This window comes from Escherichia whittamii, assembly GCF_014836715.1.
In the GTDB taxonomy this organism is placed as follows: domain Bacteria; phylum Pseudomonadota; class Gammaproteobacteria; order Enterobacterales; family Enterobacteriaceae; genus Escherichia; species Escherichia whittamii.
Genome location: NZ_JACSQI010000010.1, coordinates 35042 through 58704 on the forward strand (window position 1 = coordinate 35042; position 23663 = coordinate 58704).

Consider the following 23663-nt stretch of genomic DNA (forward strand, 5'->3'; position numbering starts at 1 on the left):
TCAGGCTATTCGCGTCTGACGAGAGTAACACCTTGAAACGCTGGCCCGTTTTTCCCCGTTCATTACGACAATTAGTCATGCTGGCATTCTTGCTCATTTTGCTTCCTCTGCTGGTGCTGGCATGGCAAGCCTGGCAAAGCCTTAATGCACTTAGCGATCAGGCGGCGCTGGTCAATCGCACAACGCTTATTGACGCCCGGCGCAGTGAGGCAATGACTAATGCGGCGCTGGAGATGGAGCGTAGCTACCGTCAGTATTGCGTGCTGGATGATCCCACCCTGGCAAAGGTCTATCAAAGCCAGCGTAAACGTTACAGTGAAATGCTCGATGCCCACGCAGGCGTGCTGCCAGACGATAAACTCTACCAGGCATTACGTCAGGATTTGAACAATCTGGCCCAACTTCAGTGTAACAACAGTGGGCCGGATGCGGCGGCGGCTGCGCGTCTGGAAGCCTTTGCCAATGCCAATGCCGAAATGGTACAGGCCACGCGCACCGTGGTGTTCTCACGCGGGCAGCAACTCCAGCGTGAAATAGCCGAACGCGGACAGTATTTCGGCTGGCAGTCACTGGTGTTGTTCCTGGTGAGTCTGGTAATGGTGCTGCTTTTCACCCGAATGATTATCGGCCCGGTGAAAAATATCGAACGGATGATCAACCGTCTGGGGGAAGGGCGTTCTCTGGGTAATAGCATCTCGTTCAGTGGCCCGAGTGAGTTACGTTCGGTCGGGCAGCGTATTCTCTGGTTAAGCGAACGCCTGTCATGGCTTGAATCCCAACGCCATCAGTTTTTAAGACATTTATCTCATGAATTGAAAACGCCGCTGGCGAGTATGCGCGAGGGTACTGAATTATTGGCTGACCAGGTCGTCGGGACGCTCACGCCGGAACAAAAAGAGGTGGTGAGCATCCTCGATAGCAGCAGCCGCAATTTGCAAAAACTTATAGAACAACTGCTTGATTACAACCGTAAACAGGCGGATGGCGCAGTTGAGCTTGAGAACGTTGAGCTAGCACCGCTGGTGGAGACGGTGGTTTCCGCTCACAGCCTGCCAGCACGGGCTAAAATGATGCATACCGACGTCGATCTCAAGGCAACAGCTTGCCTGGCGGAGCCAATGTTGCTGATGAGCGTGCTGGATAATCTTTACTCCAATGCGGTGCACTACGGGGCTGAATCCGGTAACATTTGCCTTCGCAGCAGTTTACATGGTGCGCGGGTTTATATTGATGTCATCAATACAGGCACGCCCATTCCGCAAGAGGAACGCGCCATGATCTTCGAACCCTTTTTTCAGGGAAGCCACCAGCGAAAAGGGGCGGTGAAGGGCAGCGGTTTGGGATTAAGCATTGCCAGGGATTGTATTCGCCGTATGCAGGGAGAACTGTATCTGGTCGATGAGAGCGGGCAAGACGTTTGCTTCCGCATTGAATTGCCTTTGTCGAAAAACACGAAATAATGTTAAGCGCCTATCCCATTAGGCTATTTTATTTGCCAGTTCGGCCCCGGGCAGTGCTCGAAATCCTCACGTACTACGTGTACGCTCCGGTTTCTCCGCGCTGCCCGTGTCCAAACTGCCTGCAACAATTACGCCCGCTGGGAAAGGCTCTAAGTCTGGTGAATATGCGACACATTTTTCAACGATTTTTACCCCGACGGCTGTGGCTGGCGGGGGTGCCTTGTCTGGCGCTGCTGGGCTGCGTGCAGAATCACAATAAGCCAGCCATTAATGCGCCAGTAGAAGAAAAAATTCCGGTTTATCAACTGGCTGATTATCTTCCTACTGAATGTAGCGACATCTGGACGCTGCAAGGTAAATCAACCGAAACTAACCCGCTTTACTGGCTACGGGCGATGGATTGCGCCAACCGCTTAATGCCAGCGCAGTCGCGTCAGGAAGCGCGTAAGTATGGTGATGGCAGCTGGCAAAATACCTTTAAGCAGGGGATTTTGCTCGCCGATGCCAAAATCACGCCTTTTGAGCGCCGTCAACTGGTCGCGCGCATTGATGCGTTAAGTACTGAGATCCCGGCGCAGGTTCGCCCTTTGTATCAACTCTGGCGCGACGGACAGGCGCTGCAACTGCAACTGGCGGAAGAACGCCAACGTTACAGCAAACTCCAGCAGTCCAGCGACAGCGAACTGGACGCCTTGCGCCAGCAACATCACGTTCTACAGCAACAGCTGGAACTCACCACCCGCAAGCTGGAGAACCTGACGGATATTGAGCGCCAGCTCTCGACCCGCAAACCGGCCGGAAATTTCCCACCGGACACGCCGCACGAGAGTGAAAAAAACGCGCCATCCACCAATGAGGTCACCCCTGATGAGCCATAAACCTGCGCATTTATTATTGGTCGATGACGATCCGGGATTGCTGAAATTGCTTGGTCTGCGCCTGACCAGTGAAGGTTATAGCGTGGTTACAGCAGAAAGTGGTGCCGAGGGATTACGGATACTGAATCGTGAAAAAGTGGATTTAGTCATCAGCGACCTGCGGATGGATGAAATGGATGGTATGCAACTGTTTGCTGAAATCCAGAAAGTGCAGCCAGGTATGCCGGTAATCATCCTCACCGCGCATGGTTCTATTCCCGATGCCGTAGCAGCGACACAGCAGGGCGTGTTTAGTTTCCTCACCAAGCCCGTCGATAAAGACGCGCTATATCAGGCAATTGATGATGCGCTGGAGCAATCCGCCCCAGCCACTGACGAACGTTGGCGCGAGGCGATTGTCACTCGTAGTCCGCTGATGCTGCGCTTGCTGGAACAGGCGCGGCTGGTGGCGCAATCAGATGTTAGTGTTTTGATTAACGGTCAGAGCGGCACCGGGAAAGAGATTTTCGCCCAGGCAATTCACAACGCCAGCCCGCGCAACAGCAAGCCGTTTATTGCTATTAACTGTGGCGCATTGCCTGAACAGTTGCTGGAGTCGGAGTTGTTTGGTCATGCACGCGGCGCGTTTACTGGTGCCGTCAGCAATCGCGAAGGTTTATTCCAGGCGGCGGAAGGTGGCACGTTATTTCTCGATGAGATTGGCGATATGCCCGCACCTTTGCAGGTCAAACTGCTTCGCGTATTGCAGGAGCGCAAAGTACGTCCGTTGGGCAGCAACCGCGATATTGATATCGACGTGCGGATTATTTCAGCGACTCACCGCGACCTGCCAAAAGCGATGGCGCGCGGGGAGTTTCGCGAAGATCTCTATTACCGCCTCAACGTTGTCAGCCTGAAAATTCCGGCGCTGGCGGAGCGCACGGAAGACATTCCGCTGCTGGCAAATCACTTGTTGCGCCAGGCGGCAGAACGGCATAAACCGTTTGTCCGCGCGTTTTCTACAGATGCGATGAAACGCCTGATGACCGCCAGCTGGCCAGGCAATGTGCGCCAGTTGGTGAACGTGATTGAACAGTGTGTGGCGCTGACCTCATCGCCGGTGATTAGTGATGCGTTAGTGGAGCAGGCGCTGGAGGGCGAAAACACGGCGCTGCCCACCTTTGTTGAGGCACGTAACCAGTTTGAACTCAACTACTTACGCAAGTTGTTGCAAATCACCAAAGGCAACGTCACTCATGCGGCGAGAATGGCGGGGCGCAACCGGACAGAATTTTATAAACTGCTTTCCCGACACGAGCTGGATGCAAACGATTTCAAGGAATGAATCGGCGTAATGTGTTACGTTTAGCAGATCAAAAGACAGGCGACCTTTTCAAGGAATAGCATGAAAAAGATTGATGCGATTATTAAACCCTTCAAGCTGGACGATGTCCGCGAAGCACTGGCCGAAGTCGGTATTACCGGCATGACCGTGACCGAAGTGAAAGGCTTTGGTCGCCAGAAAGGCCACACTGAGCTGTACCGCGGTGCGGAATATATGGTGGATTTTCTGCCGAAGGTGAAAATTGAGATCGTCGTGCCGGACGACATTGTCGATATCTGCGTAGACACGATTATTCGCACGGCGCAAACCGGCAAAATTGGTGATGGTAAAATTTTCGTCTTTGACGTGGCACGGGTCATTCGTATCCGTACCGGTGAAGAGGACGACGCGGCAATTTAAACCGCGTCATGGTTGCCGGATGTCTCCATCCGGCAACATCAAATCACAGCACTTTATGCGGGCCAAAGCATTCGTAATGAATGTTTTCCTGCTTCACACCCAGGTCCACTAACTGTTTCGCGGCAAACTGCATGAAGCCGACCGGACCGCAGAGATAGAACTGCATTGCCGGATTGCTGAACGCACCTTCCAGTTTGCTTAAATCCATCAGACCTTCACTGTCAAACTGACCTTTCGCGCGATCGGCTTCGCTCGGCTGGCGATACCAGGTGTGTGCGGTAAAGCGCGGCAGTGCTTGCCCCAGTTCCTTAACTTCATCAGCAAAGGCGTGAACATCGCCATTTTCTGCCGCATGGAACCAGTTTACCTGGGCGCTATGGCCTGCTTTTGCCAACGTGTCGAGCATCGCCAGCATTGGCGTTTGCCCTACGCCCGCAGAGATCAGTGTTACCGGCGTGTCATCTGTCACATCCATAAAGAAATCACCCGCTGGAGCCACCAGTTTCACAACATCGCCAACGTTGGCGTGATTGTGCAGCCAGTTGGATACCTGGCCGCCATCTTCGCGTTTCACCGCAATACGATAGCCTTTGCCATCAGGTTTACGGGTCAAAGAGTACTGACGAATTTCCTGATGCGGGAAACCTTCCGGTTTCAGCCAGACGCCGAGATATTGCCCCGGACGGTATTCTGCCACTGCGCCACCGTCGACCGGTTCCAGTTCGAAGCTGGTGATCAATGCGCTGCGCGGTGTTTTAGCCACAATGCGGAAATCGCGTGTACCTTCCCAGCCACCGGCTTTGCTGGCGTTTTCGTTATAGATTTCTGCCTCGCGATTGATAAATACATTAGCCAGTACGCCATAGGCTTTACCCCACGCGTCCAGCACTTCCTGGCCCGGGCTGAACATTTCGTCCAGGGTCGCTAACAGGTGTTCGCCGACGATGTTGTACTGTTCCGGTTTGATCTGGAAACTGGTGTGCTTCTGGGCGATTTTTTCTACCGCAGGCAGCAGCGCAGGCAGGTTTTCGATATTGCTGGCGTAGGCGGCAATAGCGTTAAACAAGGCTTCACGTTGATCGCCATTACGCTGGTTACTCATATTAAAAATTTCTTTGAGTTCAGGGTTATGAGTAAACATACGGTCGTAGAAATGGGCGGTTAACTTCGGCCCTGTTTCCACCAGTAAAGGGATAGTGGCTTTTACTGTAGCGATGGTTTGAGCGTCAAGCATATGGTCTTCCTTTTTTTGCATCTTAATTGATGTATCTCAAATGCATCTTATAAAAAATAGCCCTGCAATGTAAATGGTTCTTTGGGGGTTTTTCATTAAGAATGTGATGAAGTGAAAAATTTGCATCACAAACCTGAAAAGAAATCCGTTTCCGGTTGCAGGCCCTTTATTCTCAAAAGCCTTGCACAGCCTGAAGGTAATCGTTTGCGTAAATTCCTTTGTCAAGACCTGTTATCACACAATGATTCGGTTATACTGTTCGCCGTTGTCCATCAGGACCGCCAAAATCAGGCGAAAATTTTATTGTTAGCTGAGTCAGGAGATGCGGATGTTAAAGCGTGAAATGAACATTGCCGATTATGATGCCGAACTGTGGCAGGCTATGGAGCAGGAAAAAGTACGTCAGGAAGAGCACATCGAACTGATCGCCTCCGAAAACTACACCAGCCCGCGCGTAATGCAGGCGCAGGGTTCTCAGCTGACCAACAAATATGCTGAAGGTTATCCGGGCAAGCGCTACTACGGCGGTTGCGAGTATGTTGATATCGTCGAACAACTGGCGATCGATCGCGCGAAAGAACTGTTCGGCGCTGATTACGCTAACGTTCAGCCGCACTCCGGTTCCCAGGCTAACTTTGCGGTCTACACCGCGCTGCTGGAACCCGGTGATACCGTTCTGGGTATGAACCTGGCGCATGGTGGTCACCTGACTCACGGTTCTCCGGTTAACTTCTCCGGTAAACTGTACAACATCGTTCCTTACGGTATCGATGCAACTGGCCACATCGACTACGCAGATCTGGAAAAACAAGCCAAAGAACACAAACCGAAAATGATTATCGGCGGCTTCTCCGCATACTCCGGCGTGGTTGACTGGGCGAAAATGCGTGAAATTGCTGACAGCATCGGTGCTTACCTGTTCGTTGATATGGCGCACGTTGCAGGTCTGGTTGCCGCTGGCGTCTACCCGAACCCGGTTCCTCATGCTCACGTAGTGACTACCACCACTCACAAAACTCTGGCGGGTCCGCGCGGCGGCCTGATCCTGGCGAAAGGCGGTAGCGAAGAGCTGTACAAAAAACTGAACTCTGCTGTCTTCCCTGGCGGTCAGGGCGGTCCGTTGATGCACGTAATCGCCGGTAAAGCGGTAGCGCTGAAAGAAGCGACGGAGCCGGAGTTCAAAACTTACCAGCAGCAGGTCGCGAAAAACGCCAAAGCGATGGTAGAAGTGTTCCTCGAGCGCGGCTACAAAGTGGTTTCTGGCGGTACTGATAACCACCTGTTCCTGGTTGATCTGGTTGATAAAAACCTGACCGGTAAAGAAGCTGACGCCGCTCTGGGCCGTGCTAACATCACCGTCAACAAAAACAGCGTACCGAACGATCCGAAGAGCCCGTTTGTAACTTCTGGTATTCGCGTAGGTACTCCGGCGATTACGCGTCGCGGCTTCAAAGAAGCAGAAGCGAAAGAACTGGCTGGCTGGATGTGTGACGTGCTGGACAGCATCAATGATGAAGCGGTTATCGAGCGCATCAAAGGTAAAGTTCTCGACATCTGCGCACGCTACCCGGTTTACGCATAAGCGAAACGGTGATTTGCTGACAATGTGCTCGTTGTTCATGCCGGATTCGGCGTGAACGGTCTACAAATTCTCCGTGTAGGCCTGATAAGCGTAGAGCATCAGGCAATCTTACGTTTGTGATCATCGTAAGGCTTCCTTCGGGAAGCCTTGTTACGTTATCGCGCCATCAAATCTGTCGTAACTGCGCCTCAACATACAAATAGCCAATCCCCAGTACCTGTTGTGCGCGGCTTAATTGCCCGAAGCCAATTTGCGTCGCTTTCACGCTCGGTCCTTCGTCGCGGTCGAACGGATTAAATCCCGTCTGGCGAATAATGGTATTAAGCCAGTTCTCGCCAAAAGCACAGCTGCGACCATATAACCAAATCTGATTAATATTGAGGATGTTGAGGAAATTATACAGACTCAAACCAATGGCGTTGGCACTGCGGTCAACCCAGCTAGTGACCCACGGTTCTCCGCTCTGCCAGGCCGCAATCAATTGCGCGGTAGTCAGTTTTTCGGGATCAAGCTGAGTATTGCCTGGTTGTGATTTTAGCCATACCCGCGCCTGCTTTTTTAATGCGCTTAACGAGGCAACGGTTTCCAGACAGCCGTAACGTCCGCAGTCGCAGGCGACGCCATCCAGGTTAACGATGGTGTGACCAATCTGCCCGCTGCCATACAAACTGCCGCGATAAATTTGCTCGTTAATCACGAATGACGAGCCAATGCCGTAATCAACGTTGATCACACAGAAATCACGTCCCTGCGAATTATTTTGCCATTTCTCTGCCAGTGCCAGCATCACACAGTCATTATCGACCATCACCCGAATACCGAGCTTCTCTTCCAGCAGATACTTGACCTCAACCGGTGTTGCCCACGGCGCTTGCGGCATGGTTTGCGACACACCGGTCACAGGATCCACCTGGCCGTGGATTGCCAGCGCCAGATTGATGGTGCGGCCTGGCCACAGTTTGCGATGGCGATGCCAGCATTTTTCGATTTCGGACAGCAGTGCCTGAGGTGTTGGTGCCTCTATCTGTAAATACTCAAATTCACCTTTCGGACTTAAACAAGCATTAGCAACCTGACACTCAATGCTGGTGGGCGTCACGTTCAGGCACAGCGTCCAGTCGCCATCCGGCGCAATCAGCCATGTGCCGCTGCTATGCCCGCGTGTCTGGCTTTCATCGTCGATATTCACCACCCGCTTTTCGTTTTCCAGCTCCTGCAAAATATTACTGACCGCCGGAATCGAAATTTGCGCCAGCCGCGCCAGCGTCGACTTATTGGCGCGTTTTTGTCGGTATAGCAATTCCAGAATCACGCATTTGTTATGGTGGCGGATCTGTTGATTGTTAATGCAGGCTCTCATCTTCACTAAACCTTGTTTAGTTAATTGCGTGATTATTCCGCGAAAACATTGCCAGATTGTTCAATACACTGCCACAAATCTTTTAATTCAGTATGTCTTGTTAATATTGAGGACACCATGACTCCAGTAAAAGTGTGGCAAGAGCGCGTTGAGATCCCGACCTATGAAACCGGGCCGCAGGATATACATCCCATGTTCCTGGAAAATCGCGTTTATCAGGGCTCGTCCGGCGCGGTTTATCCCTACGGCGTGACCGATACGCTGAACGAGCAGAAAACCCTGAAATCCTGGCAGGCGGTGTGGCTGGAAAACGACTACATCAAAGTGATGATCCTTCCGGAGCTGGGCGGTCGTGTGCATCGCGCGTGGGATAAAGTGAAACAGCGCGATTTTGTCTATCACAATGAAGTCATTAAACCGGCGCTGGTGGGGCTGCTGGGGCCGTGGATTTCCGGCGGGATTGAGTTTAACTGGCCACAACACCATCGCCCGACCACCTTTATGCCCGTTGATTTCACCATCGAAGCCCATGAAGACGGTGCACAGACGGTGTGGGTCGGCGAAACGGAACCGATGCATGGTTTACAGGTGATGACCGGTTTTACGTTGCACCCTGACCGTGCCGCACTGGAGATTGCCAGCCGCGTCTATAACGGCAATGCCACGCCGCGTCATTTCTTGTGGTGGGCCAACCCTGCGGTGAAAGGTGGCGAAGGGCATCAGAGCGTTTTCCCACCGGATGTGACTGCGGTGTTTGATCACGGCAAACGCGCAGTGTCTGCCTTCCCAATCGCCACTGGCACCTATTACAAAGTGGATTACTCCGCTGGAGTGGACATTTCTCGCTATAGAAATGTGCCAGTGCCGACTTCGTATATGGCCGAAAAATCGCAGTACGATTTTGTTGGCGCATGGTGTCACGATGAAGATGGCGGCTTGCTGCACGTTGCCAACCACCATATTGCGCCAGGTAAAAAACAGTGGAGCTGGGGACACAGTGAATTTGGCCAGGCGTGGGATAAGAGTCTGACCGACAATAACGGCCCGTATATCGAGCTGATGACCGGCATTTTTGCCGATAACCAACCCGATTTTACCTGGCTTGATGCTTACGAAGAGAAGCGTTTCGAGCAGTATTTCCTGCCTTATCATTCTCTGGGTATGGTGCAAAACGCCTCCCGCGATGCAGTGATTAAACTCCAGCGTAGCGAGCGGGGGATTGAGTGGGGGCTGTATGCCATCTCCCCGTTGAATGGATATCGCCTGGCGATCCGCGAAATCGACAAATGCAACGCGTTACTCGACGACGCCGTGGCCCTGACACCAGCGACCGCCATTCAGGGCGTGTTGCACGGTATCAATCCAGACAGACTGACCATTGAACTCTCCGATGCCGACGGCAATATCGTACTGAGTTATCAGGAACATCAGCCGCAAGAATTGCCGTTGCCGGACGTCGCCAAAGCGCCACTGGCAGCGCAAGACATTACCAGTACAGATGAGGCCTGGTTTATCGGTCAGCATCTTGAGCAATACCATCATGCCAGCCGTTCACCGTTCGATTACTACCTGCGCGGCGTGGCGCTGGACCCGTTGGATTATCGCTGTAACCTGGCGCTGGCGATGCTGGAATATAACCGTGCAGATTTCCCGCAAGCGGTGGCGTATGCCAGTCAGGCGTTGAAACGCGCACATGTGCTGAACAAAAACCCACAGTGCGGACAGGCAAGTTTAATTCGCGCCAGTGCTTACGAACGTCAGGGACAATATCAACAAGCCGAAGAGGATTTCTGGCGTGCGGTCTGGAGCGGCAATAGTAAAGCGGGCGGCTATTATGGTCTGGCACGTCTGGCGGCGCGTAATGGTAACTTCGACGCTGGTCTGGATTTTTGCCAACAAAGTCTTCGCGCCTGCCCAACCAATCAGGAAGTGCTTTGCCTGCAGAACCTGCTGCTGGTGTTAAGCGGTCGTCAGGACAACGCGCGTTTACAGCGCGAGAAACTGCTGCGCGATTATCCGCTGAACGCCACCCTGTGGTGGCTGAACTGGTTCGATGGTCGTAGCGAATCAGCCCTCGCGCAGTGGCGCGGTCTGTGTCAGGGACGCGACGTTAATGCCCTGATGACCGCAGGGCAACTGATTAACTGGGGAATGCCTGCTCTGGCGGCAGAGATGCTGAACGCACTGGACTGCCAGCGTACGCTGCCGCTTTACCTGCAAGCCAGCTTGCTGCCGAAAGCTGAACGCGGCGAACTGGTCGCAAAAGCGATTGATGTCTTCCCGCAGTTTGTCCGTTTCCCTAATACACTGGAAGAAGTAGCGGCGCTGGAGTGTATCGAAGAGTGCTGGTTTGCACGGCATTTACTGGCCTGTTTCTACTACAACAAGCGCAGCTACGGCAAAGCCATTGCCTTATGGCAACGTTGCGTAGAGATGTCGCCGGAGTTTGCCGACGGCTGGCGCGGGCTGGCGATCCATGCGTGGAATAAGCAGCATGATTCTGAACTGGCCGCGCGTTATCTTGATAGTGCTTATCAGCTTGCGCCGCAGGATGCACGTCTACTTTTTGAACGGGATTTGCTGGATAAGTTAATCGGCGCGGCACCAGAAAAACGACTGGCGCGTCTGGAAAATAATCTGGAAATTGCGCTGAAACGCGACGACATGACCGCAGAATTGCTCAATTTGTGGCATCTCACTGGTCAGGCAAACAAAGCGGCGGATATTCTCGCCACGCGCAAATTCCACCCGTGGGAAGGCGGGGAAGGGAAAGTCACCAGTCAGTTTATCCTCAACCAGTTATTACGTGCCTGGCAGCATCTTGATGCCAGACAGCCGCAGCAGGCCAGCGAACTGCTTCATGCCGCGCTGCATTATCCGGAGAATTTAAGCGAAGGCCGTTTACCGGGGCAAACTGACAACGACATCTGGTTCTGGCAGGCGATATGCGCAAAAGCCCTGGGCGATGAAACTGAAGCGACGCGTTGTTTACGTCTGGCGGCGACCGGCGATCGCACCATTAACATCCACAGTTATTACAACGATCAGCCGGTTGATTATCTCTTCTGGCAAGGAATGGCACTGCGACTGCTGGGCGAACATCAAACCGCACAGCAACTGTTTAGTGAAATGAAACAGTGGGCGCAAGAGATGGCGAAAACCAGTATTGAAGCGGATTTCTTTGCTGTTTCACAACCTGACTTGTTGTCGCTGTATGGCGATTTGCAACAGCAGCATAAAGAAAAATGCCTGATGGTGGCGATGCTGGCGGCCGCGGGATTAGGGGATATTGCGCAATATGAATCTGCTCGCGCTGAATTGACTGCGATTAATCCAGCCTGGCCGAAAGCGGCATTATTCACCACCGTGATGCCTTTTATTTTTAACCGCGTTCACTAAACCCTATTAACTGTAATATTTGAGCGGCACGTGCTGCCGCTCATCACTAAATAATTAGAATAAGCCGTTGTAAATAAAAACCCTACAGGAGGCACTATGCCTACAAAAATCAGAATAACCCGTAATCTATTATTAATGGCTACGCTATTGAGTAGCGCACTATTTGCCAGAGCAGCGGAAAAAGAAATGACCATTGGCGCAATATATCTTGATACCCAGGGATATTACGCTGGAGTGCGTCAGGGTGTTCAGGATGCGGCAAAAGATTCTTCAGTACAGGTACAGTTAATAGAAACCAATGCTCAGGGCGATATTTCAAAAGAAAGTACCTTTGTTGATACCCTCGTGGCGCGTAATGTCGATGCCATTATTTTGTCGGCAGTTTCTGAAAATGGCAGTAGCCGCACCGTTCGTCGCGCCAGTGAAGCGGGTATTCCGGTAATTTGCTACAACACCTGTATTAATCAAAAGGGCGTCGATAAATATGTTTCGGCATATCTGGTTGGTGATCCGCTGGAATTTGGTAAAAAACTGGGTAACGCTGCCGCCGATTATTTTATTGCCAACAAAATTGACCAGCCGAAAATTGCCGTCATCAATTGCGAAGCCTTTGAAGTTTGTGTGCAACGACGTAAAGGGTTTGAAGAAGTATTAAAAGCCCGCGTTCCCGGCGCGCAAATTGTCGCTAATCAGGAAGGGACTGTTTTAGATAAAGCGATTTCTGTCGGTGAAAAACTGATTATCTCCACGCCGGATCTCAACGCCATTATGGGGGAATCGGGCGGTGCGACACTCGGCGCAGTAAAAGCGGTACGCAATCAAAATCAGGTCGGAAAAATTGCTGTTTTCGGTTCGGATATGACCACTGAAATTGCTCAGGAGCTGGAAAACAACCAGGTGCTAAAAGCGGTAGTGGATATTTCTGGTAAGAAAATGGGCAATGCTGTTTTCGCGCAAACATTGAAGGTTATCAATAAACAAGCCGACGGTGAAAAAGTGATTCAGGTGCCAATCGATCTCTATACCAAAACTGAAGACGGTAAACAGTGGCTGGCAACGCACGTTGATGGTCTGCCCTAATAGCTGATACGCAGAGGTCCCTATGTTCACGGCAACAGAGGCAGTCCCGGTAGCAAAAGTGGTGGCTGGAAATAAGCATTATCCAGGCGTCGTTGCGCTGGATAACGTTAACTTCACGCTCAATAAAGGCGAAGTTCGCGCGCTGTTAGGAAAAAACGGTGCGGGAAAATCGACCCTCATTCGAATGCTTACCGGTAGCGAACGTCCGGATAGCGGTGATATCTGGATTGGCGAGACGCGACTGGAAGGTGACGAAGCTACGCTGACTCGCCGTGCCGCTGAACTGGGGGTACGCGCGGTTTATCAGGAGTTAAGTCTGGTGGAGGGGCTGACGGTGGCGGAAAACCTCTGCCTTGGTCAATGGCCACGCCGCAATAGCATGATTGATTACCCGCAAATGGCGCAGGATGCCCAACGTTGCTTACAGGCGCTGGGTGTCGACGTTAGCCCTGAACAACTTGTTTCGACATTGAGTCCGGCGCAAAAGCAACTGGTGGAAATTGCGCGGGTGATGAAGGGCGAGCCGCGCGTGGTCATTCTTGATGAACCCACCAGCTCGCTTGCCAGTGCGGAAGTTGAACTGGTGATAAGCGCCGTGAAAAAGATGTCAGCACTGGGCGTGGCGGTGATTTACGTCAGCCACCGGATGGAAGAAATCCGCCGCATTGCCTCCTGTGCCACCGTTATGCGCGATGGTCAGGTGGCGGGTGATGTGATGCTCGAAAACACCTCAACCCGCCATATTGTGTCGCTGATGCTCGGACGCGATCACGTTGATATTGCACCGGTTGTTGCTCAGGAGATTGCGGACCAGGCCGTACTGGAAGTTCGCGCGTTACGCCACAGACCAAAGCTTACGGAGATCAGTTTCTCCCTGCGTCGTGGCGAAGTGCTCGGCATTGCTGGCCTGCTGGGGGCAGGGCGCAGTGAATTGCTGAAAGCGATTGTTGGGCTGGAGACGTATGAACAGGGCGAAATTATTGTCAACGGCGAGAAAGTCACGCGCCCCGATTACGGCGACATGCTGAAACGCGGGATTGGTTATACGCCAGAAAACCGCAAAGAAGCAGGGATCATTCCCTGGCTGGGCGTTGACGAAAATACGGTACTGACCAATCGGCAAAAAATCAGCGCCAACGGCGTACTGCAATGGTCCACCATCCGCCGCCTGACCGAAGAGGTGATGCAGCGGATGACGGTCAAGGCTGCCAGTAGCGAAACGCCCATCGGCACGCTTTCTGGCGGCAATCAGCAAAAAGTGGTGATCGGTCGTTGGGTCTATGCCGCCAGCCAGATTTTGTTGCTCGACGAGCCAACGCGCGGCGTCGATATCGAAGCCAAGCAGCAGATCTATCGTATTGTCCGCGAGCTGGCCGCAGAAGGAAAAAGCGTGGTGTTTATCTCCAGTGAAGTGGAGGAGTTGCCGCTGGTGTGCGACCGCATCCTGTTGTTACAGCACGGCACGTTCTCGCAGGAGTTTCACTCGCCGGTCAATGTGGATGAGCTGATGTCCGCCATTCTGTCTGTGCACTGATGAATTTTACCGAGGAACCTGAAGATGTCTGCTTCGTCATTACCATTGCCGCAGGGCAAGAGCGTCTCGCTCAAACAATTTGTCAGTCGCCATATTAATGAGATTGGTTTGCTGGTGGTGATTGCCATTTTGTATCTGGTCTTCTCCCTGAACGCGCCTGGCTTTATCTCATTGAATAACCAGATGAACGTGCTGCGCGATGCCGCCACCATCGGGATCGCCGCCTGGGCGATGACGCTGATTATTATCTCCGGTGAAATTGATGTCAGCGTTGGGCCGATGGTGGCTTTTGTCTCAGTGTGCCTGGCGTTTTTGCTGCAATTTGACGTTCCGCTGGCGATTGCTTGCCTGCTGGTGTTGCTGTTAGGGGCGCTGATGGGAACGCTCGCCGGGGTGCTGCGCGGCGTGTTTAACGTGCCAAGTTTCGTTGCCACACTGGGGTTGTGGAGCGCCCTGCGCGGAATGGGGCTGTTTATGACTAACGCCCTGCCAGTGCCGATTGACGAAAACGAGGTCCTGGACTGGCTGGGGGGACAATTTCTCGGTGTGCCAGTATCCGCGCTGATCATGATGGTGTTGTTTACGCTGTTTGTGTTCATCAGCCGCAAAACTGCTTTCGGGCGCTCGGTTTTTGCCGTTGGCGGTAATGCTACGGCAGCGCAGTTGTGCGGTATTAACGTTCGTCGGGTGCGCATTCTCATCTTTACCCTTTCGGGATTATTAGCGGCGGTGACGGGCATTTTGCTGGCGGCGCGCCTTGGTTCTGGTAACGCAGGTGCGGCCAACGGTCTGGAGTTTGATGTTATTGCCGCTGTCGTGGTCGGCGGTACGGCGCTTTCCGGTGGTCGCGGCTCGTTGTTCGGTACGCTGCTTGGCGTACTGGTGATTACGCTAATCGGTAACGGTCTGGTGTTGCTTGGGATTAACTCCTTTTTCCAGCAGGTGGTGCGCGGCGTCATCATCGTGGTGGCGGTCCTGGCGAATATCTTGCTGACCCAGCGAAGCAGTAAAGCGAAACGCTAAACCTTAACGCCCCTGGCGCGGGTGCGGCAGGGATGAAAATTAATCGTATTGTTAATGAGGGATTTATGAAAACGATGCTGGCAGCTTATTTACCAGGAAATTCGACCGTCGATCTGCGGGAAGTTGCGGTGCCGACGCCGGGGATTAACCAGGTGCTGATCAAAATGAAATCCTCCGGGATTTGCGGAAGCGATGTCCACTACATTTATCATCAGCACCGCGCCACGGCGGCCGCGCCCGATAAACCGTTATACCAGGGATTTATCAACGGTCATGAACCGTGCGGGCAAATTGTGGCAATGGGGCAAGGCTGTCGCCATTTCAAAGAGGGCGATCGCGTGCTGGTGTATCACATTTCTGGCTGTGGTTTTTGCCCGAACTGCCGCCGCGGTTTTCCTATCTCTTGTACCGGCGAAGGAAAAGCGGCTTACGGCTGGCAGCGTGACGGCGGTCATGCCGAATACCTGCTGGCGGAAGAAAAAGATCTGATCCTCCTGCCGGATGCGTTGAGCTACGAAGATGGTGCGTTTATCAGTTGTGGCGTTGGCACGGCCTATGAAGGGATTTTGCGCGGTGAAGTTTCCGGCAGCGATAACGTGCTGGTGGTTGGTCTGGGACCGGTCGGCATGATGGCGATGATGCTGGCGAAAGGTCGCGGTGCAAAACGGATCATCGGCGTTGATATGTTGCCGGAACGTCTGGCAATGGCGAAACAGTTAGGCGTGATGGATCACGGTTATTTGGCAACCACTGAAGATCTGCCGCAGATAATCGCCGAACTCACTCACGGTGGCGCGGATGTTGCGCTCGATTGCTCCGGTAATGCCGCAGGTCGCTTACTGGCACTGCAATCCACCGCTGACTGGGGACGCGTGGTTTACATTGGTGAAACCGGAAAAGTGGAGTTCGAGGTTAGCGCTGACCTGATGCACCACCAACGGCGAATTATTGGTTCCTGGGTGACCAGTTTGTTCCATATGGAGAAATGCGCCCACGATTTGACTGACTGGAAATTGTGGCCGCGTAACGCCATTACTCATCGCTTCACGCTGGAACAGGCGGGAGATGCTTATGCGCTGATGGCAAGCGGCAAATGCGGCAAAGTCGTGATTAACTTCCCGGATTAAGGAGTTAGCGGATGACCATCTATACCTTATCTCACGGGCCGCTAAAGCTGGATGTCTCTGACCAGGGCGGCGTAATCGAAGGTTTCTGGCGTGACACGACGCCGCTCTTACGTCCCGGTAAAAAAAACGGTGTGGCAACCGATGCCTCTTGTTTTCCGCTGGTGCCATTTGCAAACCGGGTGAGCGGCAACCGTTTTGTCTGGCAGGAGCGAGAGTATCAACTGCAACAAAATGTTGAGTGGGATACGCACTATCTGCACGGTGACGGCTGGCTGGGCGAGTGGCAATGTGTAACGCGCAGCGATGATAGCTTGTGTCTGGTGTATGAACATCGCACGGGTGTTTATCACTATCGGGTAAGTCAGGCGTTTCATTTAACGGCAGATACGCTGAGGGTCACGCTCTCTGTCACCAATCAAGGGGTAGAGACGCTGCCATTTGGTACCGGCTGGCATCCTTATTTTCCGTTGTCGCCGCAAACGCGGATTCAGGCACAGGCGAGCGGTTACTGGCTGGAGCGGGAGCAGTGGCTGGCGGGTGAGTTTTGCGAGCAGTTACCGCAGGAGCTGGATTTCAACCAGCTCGCGTCGTTGCCGCGCCAGTGGGTAAACAATGGTTTTGCTGGCTGGAATGGTCAGGCCCGCATCGAGCAGCCGCAGGAAGGTTACGCCATCACTATGGAGACGACGCCGCCCGCGCCGTGCTATTTCATCTTTGTCTCCGACCCGGTGTTTGATAAAGGGTATGCGTTTGATTTCTTCTGTCTGGAGCCGATGAGTCATGCGCCGGATGACCATCATCGCTCTGAAGGGGGGGACCTCATTGCGCTTGCGCCGGGGGAATCAACAACCTCAGAGATGTCGTTGCGGGTTGAGTTGCTGTAATTTATAAAATACCGGATGCACAGGCCTACAGGGTAATTTCGACTTGGTAGCAATCGGCGCACCATGCCTGATGCGACGCTTATCGCGTCTTATCAGGCCTACAATCGGTGTTGGATCGGTAGGCCGGATAAGGCGTTCACGCCGAATCCGGCATGTTTTTAACGTCGATCCAGAGAAATAGCCCCCGGCCCGGTAATTGCCAGCAGCAGGAATGCGCCAGCAATGCTGATATTCTTCCAGAAATTAATCATATTTGGCCCGACCGCATCGCCGGTCATATCCCAGTAATGGTGGCCAATCACCGCCGTACCCAACGTGTAGAAAATAAACAGTATCGCCAGTGGGCGGGTGAAAAAGCCAAGTACGATTAATATCGCGGCGGGGACTTCCATAATCACCGCAATAACTGCCGCCAGCATCGGCATCGGTGCGCCCAGCGAGGCCATATATTGTACAGTACCGTCAAAGCCCATCATTTTGGGAAAACCAAAAATAATGAAAATTAAGATGACGGCGATACGGGCAATTAATAACAACACGGGGCGGGCGGCACCAAAATCAAAATAACGTAGTGAGTTCATAACCAATCCCTTTGCAAGATAATGTGATTTAAACGTAATACACACACTCGCACCTCGCCACGCCTCAGCAGATGAGAAATTTGGTAATTATCCAGGTCAGCATCCAGCGCATTTTCTGTAGGTGATATTTTGTTAGCGGTATTAACGATAATTTTTTCCAGAATGGTGTACTGGAAGTGGCCCTGATTTTCTTATTTTTCAACTTGCAACAACATTCGATTAACCTCAGACTAACGCCTCCTGACGGGAGGGACTCATGGTTTTGCAATCCACGCGCTGGCTGGCGCTCGGTTATTTCACTTACTTTTTTAGCTACGGTATTTTTCTACCTTTCTGGAGCGTCTGGCTTAAGGGAATTGGCTTAACGCCAGAAACCATCGGCCTGTTGTTGGGAGCCGGGTTGGTGGCCCGTTTTCTCGGTAGTTTGATAATTGCGCCTCGTGTCAGCGATCCTTCTCGCCTGATTTCTGCGCTGCGTGTACTGGCGTTGCTGACGCTACTTTTTGCTATCGCCTTCTGGGCGGGTGCGCACGTAGCGTGGCTGATGGTGGTGATGGTTGGTTTTAACCTCTTTTTCTCACCGCTGGTGCCGTTGACCGATGCATTGGCGAATACCTGGCAAAAGCAGTTCCCGCTTGATTATGGCAAAGTGCGACTTTGGGGCTCGGTGGCGTTTGTCATTGGCTCGGCGCTAACGGGAAAACTGGTCAGCGTATTCGATTATCGGGTGATTCTGGCAATGCTGACGTTGGGCGTAGCATCTATGCTGCTCGGTTTTCTGATTCGCCCGACCATTCAGCCACAAGGAGCAAGCCGCCAACAGGAAAGCACCGGTTGGCCAGCGTGGTTGGCGCTGGTTCGCCAGAACTGGCGTTTTCTGGCCTGCGTGTGTTTGTTGCAGGGGGCGCATGCGGCTTATTATGGTTTTAGCGCCATTTACTGGCAGGCGGCTGGCTATTCGGCCTCGGCAGTAGGCTATTTGTGGTCGCTGGGCGTGGTGGCGGAAGTCATTATCTTTGCGCTGAGTAATAAGCTTTTCCGCCGTTGTAGCGCCCGTGATATGTTGCTGATCTCGGCGGTATGCGGGGTAGTGCGTTGGGGAATTATGGGGGCAACCACTGAGCTGCCGTGGTTGATTATGGTGCAAATTCTGCATTGCGGCACCTTCACCGTGTGCCACCTGGCGGCCATGCGCTACATTGCCGCTCGTCAGGGGGGCGAGGTGATCCGCTTACAGGCAGTTTATTCTGCCGTCGCGATGGGCGGCAGTATTGCCATCATGACCGTCTTTGCCGGTTTCCTGTATCAATATCTGGGGCATGGCGTGTTCTGGGTGATGGCATTGGTGGCGTTTCCGGCAATGTTTTTGCGCCCAAAAGTCGTTCCCTCATGCTGATTCAAGTATTTTGCGGATCTGCTCCTGTTGATGTGCCGTCAGGGTCAGATCCGTATAAATTAGCGGTGGTGAAAAAAGCGGCAGCGGTATGGTATAAGGCGCAATAATAAGCGCGGCGTTGCGCGGTGCGCCAATCTGCAAAAATGTCTTCACAGACATGTGCTTAATATTGAGTGGCAGTATCGTTAGCTCACGCAATTGCAGCTCAATATTCGCTTCTCGTTCGCTGTCATTGCCCGTCAGCAAAATAATCTGTTTTTCGTGAATTTCATTTGCCGGCATCAGCCATGCACCGAAAATCACAGCCACCAGACAACTTTCTTCATCGGAAAGACTGACATTGTATTCATTTTCAAACCCAACCAGCGCTTCGCGGGTGGTGTGCACGAGCCGTGGATAAAGTCGACGGAACTCTTCCGGTAAAGTGTTATCAATGCCGATAGAAAACAAACAGCGGTTTAACGCCTGGGCGAGGTGAGTATAAAGCTGATAGCATAACCCCTGTTCATCATAGAAACGGACGTTACTCAACTGACGAAAATGCTGTACCAGACGGTTAATTGACAGACGCAACTGCTTGCCACGCTGATGGGTGTCTCGCAGTGGATCAGGAACCCGCAACATGGAAAAAAGTAATGCCATAAATAGCGGTTCATCTGGGGGGACAGGTTGACGCGCCCGCCGTTGCCAGTGCCGGCCAATTTCCTGTGCAACCTGAAACTCAATGCAAGATTCCAGCCAGTGGCGTTGCAGCGGGTTAAAAAGGGGCGAGATTCCGGCATGGTGTTGCAATAAGCAATATTGCAGATACAAACACAGGAAATGAATATCTCGCGCGTCAAAGCGTTTTTGTAGCCTTCGCGAGCAGAGATTAACTAACGCCAGTAGATTGGTGTCGTCGTAAAAATTACGAGCAATCCCCCGACGTTTTAGCTCCCTCTTTAACGCGGGTGTAAAATGGTTGCTGATAAATGACGGGCAAAGGCGAAAAGCGCGTCGTAGCCAATGAAATAAACATAAGCGTTTGTTAAGTATTGTACCTTCAATCCGGTAGCTCCCGTCATATCCAGTTGTAATGATGAGTTGATGATAACGCTGGATCTCCCGTCCTGTTTCGCTGATATCGCGACCCACAATTTCATCATCCACACCATTAAGCTCGCTGAAAGTTGCCGCTGTGGCACTCAACCCCGGCTGGAACAGCGTCAGTAATACCTGGCAACGGCGCTGGGGAGCTGAAAGTACAGATGGTGGGGCAAGTGTAGGTATCATCTGTAGATCTCCCATAAGCATAATTTATAAGAATAGCTAAAGTTTGCTTAGGGAAACGGTGATTGGAATGCTATTCATCAGAAATGATGACAAACATCACAGAATTTTTATCGATATAAACACTTCCAGGCAGTTTAATGCCATCAATTAAAGTGATTTCTTGCTGTTTTATCTGGTTTCGACCATAAAGTTAATTCTGTGGATTCAACGCGCTAAGGATAAAATCCACCATCTGCTCGCGATAAACGTCTCCGTGACGATCGGAAAAGGCATCAATATGTTCGCCATCGGGGATCAAAATCAGGCGTTTTGGCTCTTTCGCCAGGGCAAATAATTTCTCGCTATGCTGCCATGGAATAACATGATCAGCTTTGCCGTGAATCAGTAAAAGCGGAATGGGGCTGACACTGGCGATGTAGTTTTCGCTGCTGTAACTCTCATCAAGTAAGTAGCCACTGCCGGGGATCATTTGGTTGGCGATGGTCGAATAAGAGGCAAATGTGGAGTCGAGGATCACCGCGCGTATGCCCTCGCGATCTCCCAGTCCAATAACGTCAAGAATATTCGCGCCGCCAATACTCTGCCCGAACAACACCAACCGTTTTGGGTTTACATCGCTGCGATGGCGCACCACATTGATGGCACTTTGCGTATCGTCCAGTAATCCGGCTTGTGATGGCGTGCCTTTAGATTTACCAAAACCGCGATAATCGAACATAAAAACATTGAAATTGCGTTCTGGTAACCAACTGACCAGTGGCCAGTGGGCGGACATATTCCCGGCATTGCCATGAGCATGAATTACGGTAGCAATAGCGTTTTCGGCAGGACCAGTGGAAGAGGGGATAAACCAGCCTTGCAGCCTTGTGCCGTCTTTAGCAGTAAATTCAACAGATTCCGCAGACCAGGGATCAGGGCCGTAAATTTTGTCATCGGGATAATAAAAGAAGTTGATGGCGATGCGCGGCACTAAATAAACGCAGAAAGCAGCAATAAAAAGAATAAACAGTATCTTGAGAACGCGTTTGTTCGCTGGCAGAACCATGACCTTTCCTTACGACTTCTTTGTAATCCATTAATCGGGGAAAGATGGTGGGAGAGTGGCAAAGGAAAGTAAAGCGGTGAGAAAGTATTTCGGAATAGCGCCTGAAAGGCGAGGGCGGGTGAGGAAAGTCACCCGCCCGAGAAATTAACGCTTCAGGGCGTCGCTTAACTCGTCACGCATATTTGACAGCATGGCTTTCACTACGCGTGGGTTACCGGCAACGATGTTACCAGTCAGCATGTAGTTATGACCGCCAGTGAAGTCGCTGACGATACCGCCTGCCTCACGAACCAGCAACTCGCCTGCGGCGAAGTCCCACGGACGCAGACCGATTTCAAAGAAACCGTCAACACGACCAGCGGCGACGTAAGCCAGGTCCAGCGCTGCAGAACCGGTACGACGGAAGTCAGCGCACTCGTTGAACAGTTTGCCGACGATGTTGATGTAGGTGGTGGCGTACTGTTTTGCTTTGAACGGGAAGCCGGTCGCCAGAATAGTACCGTCGAGATCGCGAGCGGTGCTGCCGCGCAGACGATAACCGTTCAGCTGTGCGCCCTGACCGCGAGTCGCGGTGAACAGTTCGTTACGCATAGGATCGTAAACCACAGCAACTTCAGTGCGGCCTTTGATACGAACGGCGATAGATACCGCGAAGTGCGGCAGACGTTTGATAAAGTTGGTAGTGCCATCCAGTGGATCGATAACCCATTGAACATCCTGATCAGTACCTTCAAGTTCACCGCTTTCTTCGGTGATGATGGTGTGCTGTGGGTAAGATTTACGAATCGTGTCGATAATCACCGCTTCGGCAGCTTTATCTACGTTGGTCACGAAATCGTTACTGCCTTTCTGGCTCGCTTCTACAGCGTCCGGGGTTTCATAGTTTTTGGCAATTAAATTACCCGCCTTGCGCGCTGCGCGCACGGCGATGTTCAGCATCGGATGCATCGGTTTCTCTCACTGGATGTTAAAGAACGGGAAAACGGCGCAGAGTATAGCAGCGAGATCGGCATCTGTCTTCGTTTTATGTTAAGATGCACGAATAATCTTTAGACGAAGAAAGACAATGCTGCAAAATATTCGAATTGTGCTGGTGGAGACGTCACACACCGGCAATATGGGGTCTGTTGCTCGTGCCATGAAAACAATGGGGTTAACCAACCTGTGGCTGGTTAATCCACTGGTGAAACCTGACTCGCAGGCGATTGCCCTGGCGGCAGGCGCCAGCGATGTCATTGGTAACGCTCACATCGTCGATACCCTCGACGAAGCGTTAGCCGGTTGTAGCCTGGTGGTTGGCACCAGTGCACGTTCGCGCACGTTGCCGTGGCCGATGCTCGACCCGCGCGAGTGTGGTCTGAAAAGCGTCGCTGAAGCGGCAAATACCCCGGTGGCGCTGGTCTTTGGTCGCGAGCGCGTGGGCTTGACCAATGAAGAGTTGCAGAAGTGCCATTATCATGTCGCGATTGCCGCTAACCCGGAATACAGTTCACTGAACCTGGCGATGGCGGTGCAGGTTATTGCGTATGAAGTGCGCATGGCCTGGCTGGCAACTCAGGAAAACGGCGAGCAGGTCGAGCATGAAGAGACGCCGTATCCGCTGGTCGATGATCTGGAGCGTTTTTACGGTCATCTGGAACAAACGTTGCTGGCAACCGGTTTTATTCGTGAAAACCATCCGGGGCAGGTGATGAATAAATTGCGCCGTCTGTTTACTCGTGCACGTCCGGAAAGCCAGGAGTTGAATATCCTGCGCGGGATTCTGGCTTCTATTGAGCAGCAGAATAAAGGTAACAAGGCCGAATAACAGTCGTTGCCTGATGCGACGCTTAACGCGTCTTATCAGGCCTACAAGTGCACGGAATCGTAGGTCGGATAAGGCGTTCACGCCGCATCCGACAGTGGTTGCCTGATGCGATGCTTAACGCGTCTTATCAGGCCTACAGTGTACAAAGTCGTAGGTCGGATAAGGCGTTTACGCCGCATCCGACAACAGGTATAAACGCCACGATAAAAAATGGCACTGAAGGTTAAATACCCGACTAAATCAGTCAAGTAAATAGTTGACCAATTTACTCGGGAATG

At 52.3% G+C, this 23663-nt stretch carries 19 protein-coding genes; 13 read left to right on the plus strand and 6 right to left on the minus strand.

The window, feature by feature from the left end; all coding sequences use genetic code 11:
* Nucleotides 1-32 precede the first annotated feature (32 nt).
* The 4 genes from qseE (at nt 33) to glnB (ending at nt 4061) form a co-directional block, all read left to right on the plus strand.
* Nucleotides 33-1460: a two component system sensor histidine kinase QseE/GlrK gene (gene qseE / locus H9644_RS15405; RefSeq protein WP_191775213.1), complete on the plus strand. Its 1428-nt coding sequence runs from the start codon at nt 33-35 to the stop codon at nt 1458-1460.
* Nucleotides 1461-1624: 164 nt separating this feature from the next.
* On the plus strand, nt 1625-2338 hold the full coding sequence (gene qseG / locus H9644_RS15410; RefSeq protein WP_191775215.1) for a two-component system QseEF-associated lipoprotein QseG: 714 nt from the start codon (nt 1625-1627) through the stop codon (nt 2336-2338).
* Nucleotides 2328-3662 (plus strand): two-component system response regulator GlrR, encoded by a 1335-nt coding sequence (gene glrR / locus H9644_RS15415; RefSeq protein WP_064526171.1) that lies wholly within the window; start codon nt 2328-2330, stop codon nt 3660-3662. The genes qseG and glrR overlap by 11 nt, the downstream gene beginning before the upstream one ends.
* Before the next feature lie 60 nt (nt 3663-3722).
* On the plus strand, nt 3723-4061 hold the full coding sequence (glnB, locus tag H9644_RS15420) for a nitrogen regulatory protein P-II (protein WP_000717691.1): 339 nt from the start codon (nt 3723-3725) through the stop codon (nt 4059-4061).
* Between the two features lie 43 nt (nt 4062-4104).
* Here glnB and hmpA read toward each other — a convergent pair whose 3' ends face one another.
* Nucleotides 4105-5295, minus strand: coding sequence for an NO-inducible flavohemoprotein (gene hmpA / locus H9644_RS15425; protein WP_191775217.1), 1191 nt, complete (start codon nt 5293-5295; stop codon nt 4105-4107).
* Between the two features lie 328 nt (nt 5296-5623).
* On the opposite strand from hmpA, the gene glyA reads away from it, so the two are divergent.
* A complete protein-coding gene (gene glyA, locus H9644_RS15430) occupies nt 5624-6877 on the plus strand; it encodes a serine hydroxymethyltransferase (RefSeq protein WP_191775229.1) in 1254 nt (417 codons plus the stop codon).
* Between the two features lie 166 nt (nt 6878-7043).
* Here the strand turns inward: glyA and H9644_RS15435 are convergent, their stop codons facing one another.
* Nucleotides 7044-8237, minus strand: coding sequence for an ROK family protein (locus H9644_RS15435; RefSeq protein WP_191775231.1), 1194 nt, complete (start codon nt 8235-8237; stop codon nt 7044-7046).
* Between the two features lie 117 nt (nt 8238-8354).
* Between H9644_RS15435 and H9644_RS15440 the strand changes: the two genes are divergently transcribed.
* From H9644_RS15440 to H9644_RS15465, 6 genes are all read left to right on the plus strand, one after another.
* Nucleotides 8355-11636 (plus strand): DUF5107 domain-containing protein, encoded by a 3282-nt coding sequence (locus tag H9644_RS15440; RefSeq protein WP_191775233.1) that lies wholly within the window; start codon nt 8355-8357, stop codon nt 11634-11636.
* Nucleotides 11637-11732: 96 nt separating this feature from the next.
* Nucleotides 11733-12716 (plus strand): substrate-binding domain-containing protein, encoded by a 984-nt coding sequence (locus tag H9644_RS15445; protein WP_191775235.1) that lies wholly within the window; start codon nt 11733-11735, stop codon nt 12714-12716.
* Nucleotides 12717-12738: 22 nt separating this feature from the next.
* The gene (locus H9644_RS15450) at nt 12739-14250 is read left to right on the plus strand and encodes a sugar ABC transporter ATP-binding protein (RefSeq protein WP_191775237.1); all 1512 of its coding nucleotides are present in this window, start codon (nt 12739-12741) and stop codon (nt 14248-14250) included.
* A gap of 24 nt (nt 14251-14274) precedes the next feature.
* Nucleotides 14275-15273 carry an ABC transporter permease gene (locus H9644_RS15455; RefSeq protein WP_064526190.1) on the plus strand — a complete coding sequence of 333 codons (999 nt, stop codon included), beginning with the start codon at nt 14275-14277 and terminating at the stop codon, nt 15271-15273.
* Nucleotides 15274-15305: 32 nt separating this feature from the next.
* Entirely contained in the window at nt 15306-16400 is a 1095-nt protein-coding gene (locus tag H9644_RS15460; protein ID WP_191775240.1) for a zinc-dependent alcohol dehydrogenase family protein, read from the plus strand.
* 11 nt (nt 16401-16411) lie between these two features.
* Nucleotides 16412-17284, plus strand: a complete 873-nt coding sequence (locus H9644_RS15465; RefSeq protein ID WP_191775242.1) for an aldose 1-epimerase — start codon at nt 16412-16414, stop codon at nt 17282-17284.
* A gap of 158 nt (nt 17285-17442) precedes the next feature.
* On the opposite strand, the gene H9644_RS15470 is transcribed toward H9644_RS15465, so the two are convergent.
* Nucleotides 17443-17865, minus strand: coding sequence for a DoxX family protein (locus H9644_RS15470; protein WP_191775244.1), 423 nt, complete (start codon nt 17863-17865; stop codon nt 17443-17445).
* A gap of 256 nt (nt 17866-18121) precedes the next feature.
* Between H9644_RS15470 and H9644_RS15475 the strand changes: the two genes are divergently transcribed.
* Nucleotides 18122-19261: a 3-phenylpropionate MFS transporter gene (locus tag H9644_RS15475; RefSeq protein ID WP_191775252.1), complete on the plus strand. Its 1140-nt coding sequence runs from the start codon at nt 18122-18124 to the stop codon at nt 19259-19261.
* On the opposite strand, the gene csiE is transcribed toward H9644_RS15475, so the two are convergent.
* The 3 genes from csiE to suhB form a co-directional block, all read right to left on the minus strand.
* The gene (csiE, locus tag H9644_RS15480; RefSeq protein ID WP_191775254.1) at nt 19253-20533 is read right to left on the minus strand and encodes a stationary phase inducible protein CsiE; all 1281 of its coding nucleotides are present in this window, start codon (nt 20531-20533) and stop codon (nt 19253-19255) included. The genes H9644_RS15475 and csiE overlap by 9 nt on opposite strands.
* A 190-nt stretch (nt 20534-20723) precedes the next feature.
* Nucleotides 20724-21578 carry an alpha/beta hydrolase gene (locus tag H9644_RS15485; protein ID WP_064526200.1) on the minus strand — a complete coding sequence of 285 codons (855 nt, stop codon included), beginning with the start codon at nt 21576-21578 and terminating at the stop codon, nt 20724-20726.
* A 144-nt stretch (nt 21579-21722) separates the two neighbouring features.
* The gene (suhB, locus tag H9644_RS15490) at nt 21723-22526 is read right to left on the minus strand and encodes an inositol-1-monophosphatase (RefSeq protein WP_044790284.1); all 804 of its coding nucleotides are present in this window, start codon (nt 22524-22526) and stop codon (nt 21723-21725) included.
* A 118-nt stretch (nt 22527-22644) separates the two neighbouring features.
* Between suhB and trmJ the strand changes: the two genes are divergently transcribed.
* Entirely contained in the window at nt 22645-23385 is a 741-nt protein-coding gene (gene trmJ, locus H9644_RS15495; RefSeq protein WP_000940019.1) for a tRNA (cytosine(32)/uridine(32)-2'-O)-methyltransferase TrmJ, read from the plus strand.
* Nucleotides 23386-23663 lie beyond the last annotated feature (278 nt).

Excerpts from the sequence above, each read along its gene's own strand:
- qseG (WP_191775215.1), top strand. The coding sequence starts at position 1,625 with ATGCGACACATTTTTCAACGATTTTTACCCCGACGGCTGTGGCTGGCG.
- glrR (WP_064526171.1), top strand. The coding sequence starts at position 2,328 with ATGAGCCATAAACCTGCGCATTTATTATTGGTCGATGACGATCCGGGA.
- glnB (WP_000717691.1), top strand. The coding sequence starts at position 3,723 with ATGAAAAAGATTGATGCGATTATTAAACCCTTCAAGCTGGACGATGTC.
- hmpA (WP_191775217.1), bottom strand. The coding sequence starts at position 5,295 with ATGCTTGACGCTCAAACCATCGCTACAGTAAAAGCCACTATCCCTTTA.
- glyA (WP_191775229.1), top strand. The coding sequence starts at position 5,624 with ATGTTAAAGCGTGAAATGAACATTGCCGATTATGATGCCGAACTGTGG.
- H9644_RS15435 (WP_191775231.1), bottom strand. The coding sequence starts at position 8,237 with ATGAGAGCCTGCATTAACAATCAACAGATCCGCCACCATAACAAATGC.
- H9644_RS15440 (WP_191775233.1), top strand. The coding sequence starts at position 8,355 with ATGACTCCAGTAAAAGTGTGGCAAGAGCGCGTTGAGATCCCGACCTAT.
- H9644_RS15445 (WP_191775235.1), top strand. The coding sequence starts at position 11,733 with ATGCCTACAAAAATCAGAATAACCCGTAATCTATTATTAATGGCTACG.
- H9644_RS15450 (WP_191775237.1), top strand. The coding sequence starts at position 12,739 with ATGTTCACGGCAACAGAGGCAGTCCCGGTAGCAAAAGTGGTGGCTGGA.
- H9644_RS15455 (WP_064526190.1), top strand. The coding sequence starts at position 14,275 with ATGTCTGCTTCGTCATTACCATTGCCGCAGGGCAAGAGCGTCTCGCTC.
- H9644_RS15460 (WP_191775240.1), top strand. The coding sequence starts at position 15,306 with ATGAAAATTAATCGTATTGTTAATGAGGGATTTATGAAAACGATGCTG.
- H9644_RS15465 (WP_191775242.1), top strand. The coding sequence starts at position 16,412 with ATGACCATCTATACCTTATCTCACGGGCCGCTAAAGCTGGATGTCTCT.
- H9644_RS15470 (WP_191775244.1), bottom strand. The coding sequence starts at position 17,865 with ATGAACTCACTACGTTATTTTGATTTTGGTGCCGCCCGCCCCGTGTTG.
- H9644_RS15475 (WP_191775252.1), top strand. The coding sequence starts at position 18,122 with ATGGTTTTGCAATCCACGCGCTGGCTGGCGCTCGGTTATTTCACTTAC.
- csiE (WP_191775254.1), bottom strand. The coding sequence starts at position 20,533 with ATGATACCTACACTTGCCCCACCATCTGTACTTTCAGCTCCCCAGCGC.
- H9644_RS15485 (WP_064526200.1), bottom strand. The coding sequence starts at position 21,578 with ATGGTTCTGCCAGCGAACAAACGCGTTCTCAAGATACTGTTTATTCTT.
- suhB (WP_044790284.1), bottom strand. The coding sequence starts at position 22,526 with ATGCATCCGATGCTGAACATCGCCGTGCGCGCAGCGCGCAAGGCGGGT.
- trmJ (WP_000940019.1), top strand. The coding sequence starts at position 22,645 with ATGCTGCAAAATATTCGAATTGTGCTGGTGGAGACGTCACACACCGGC.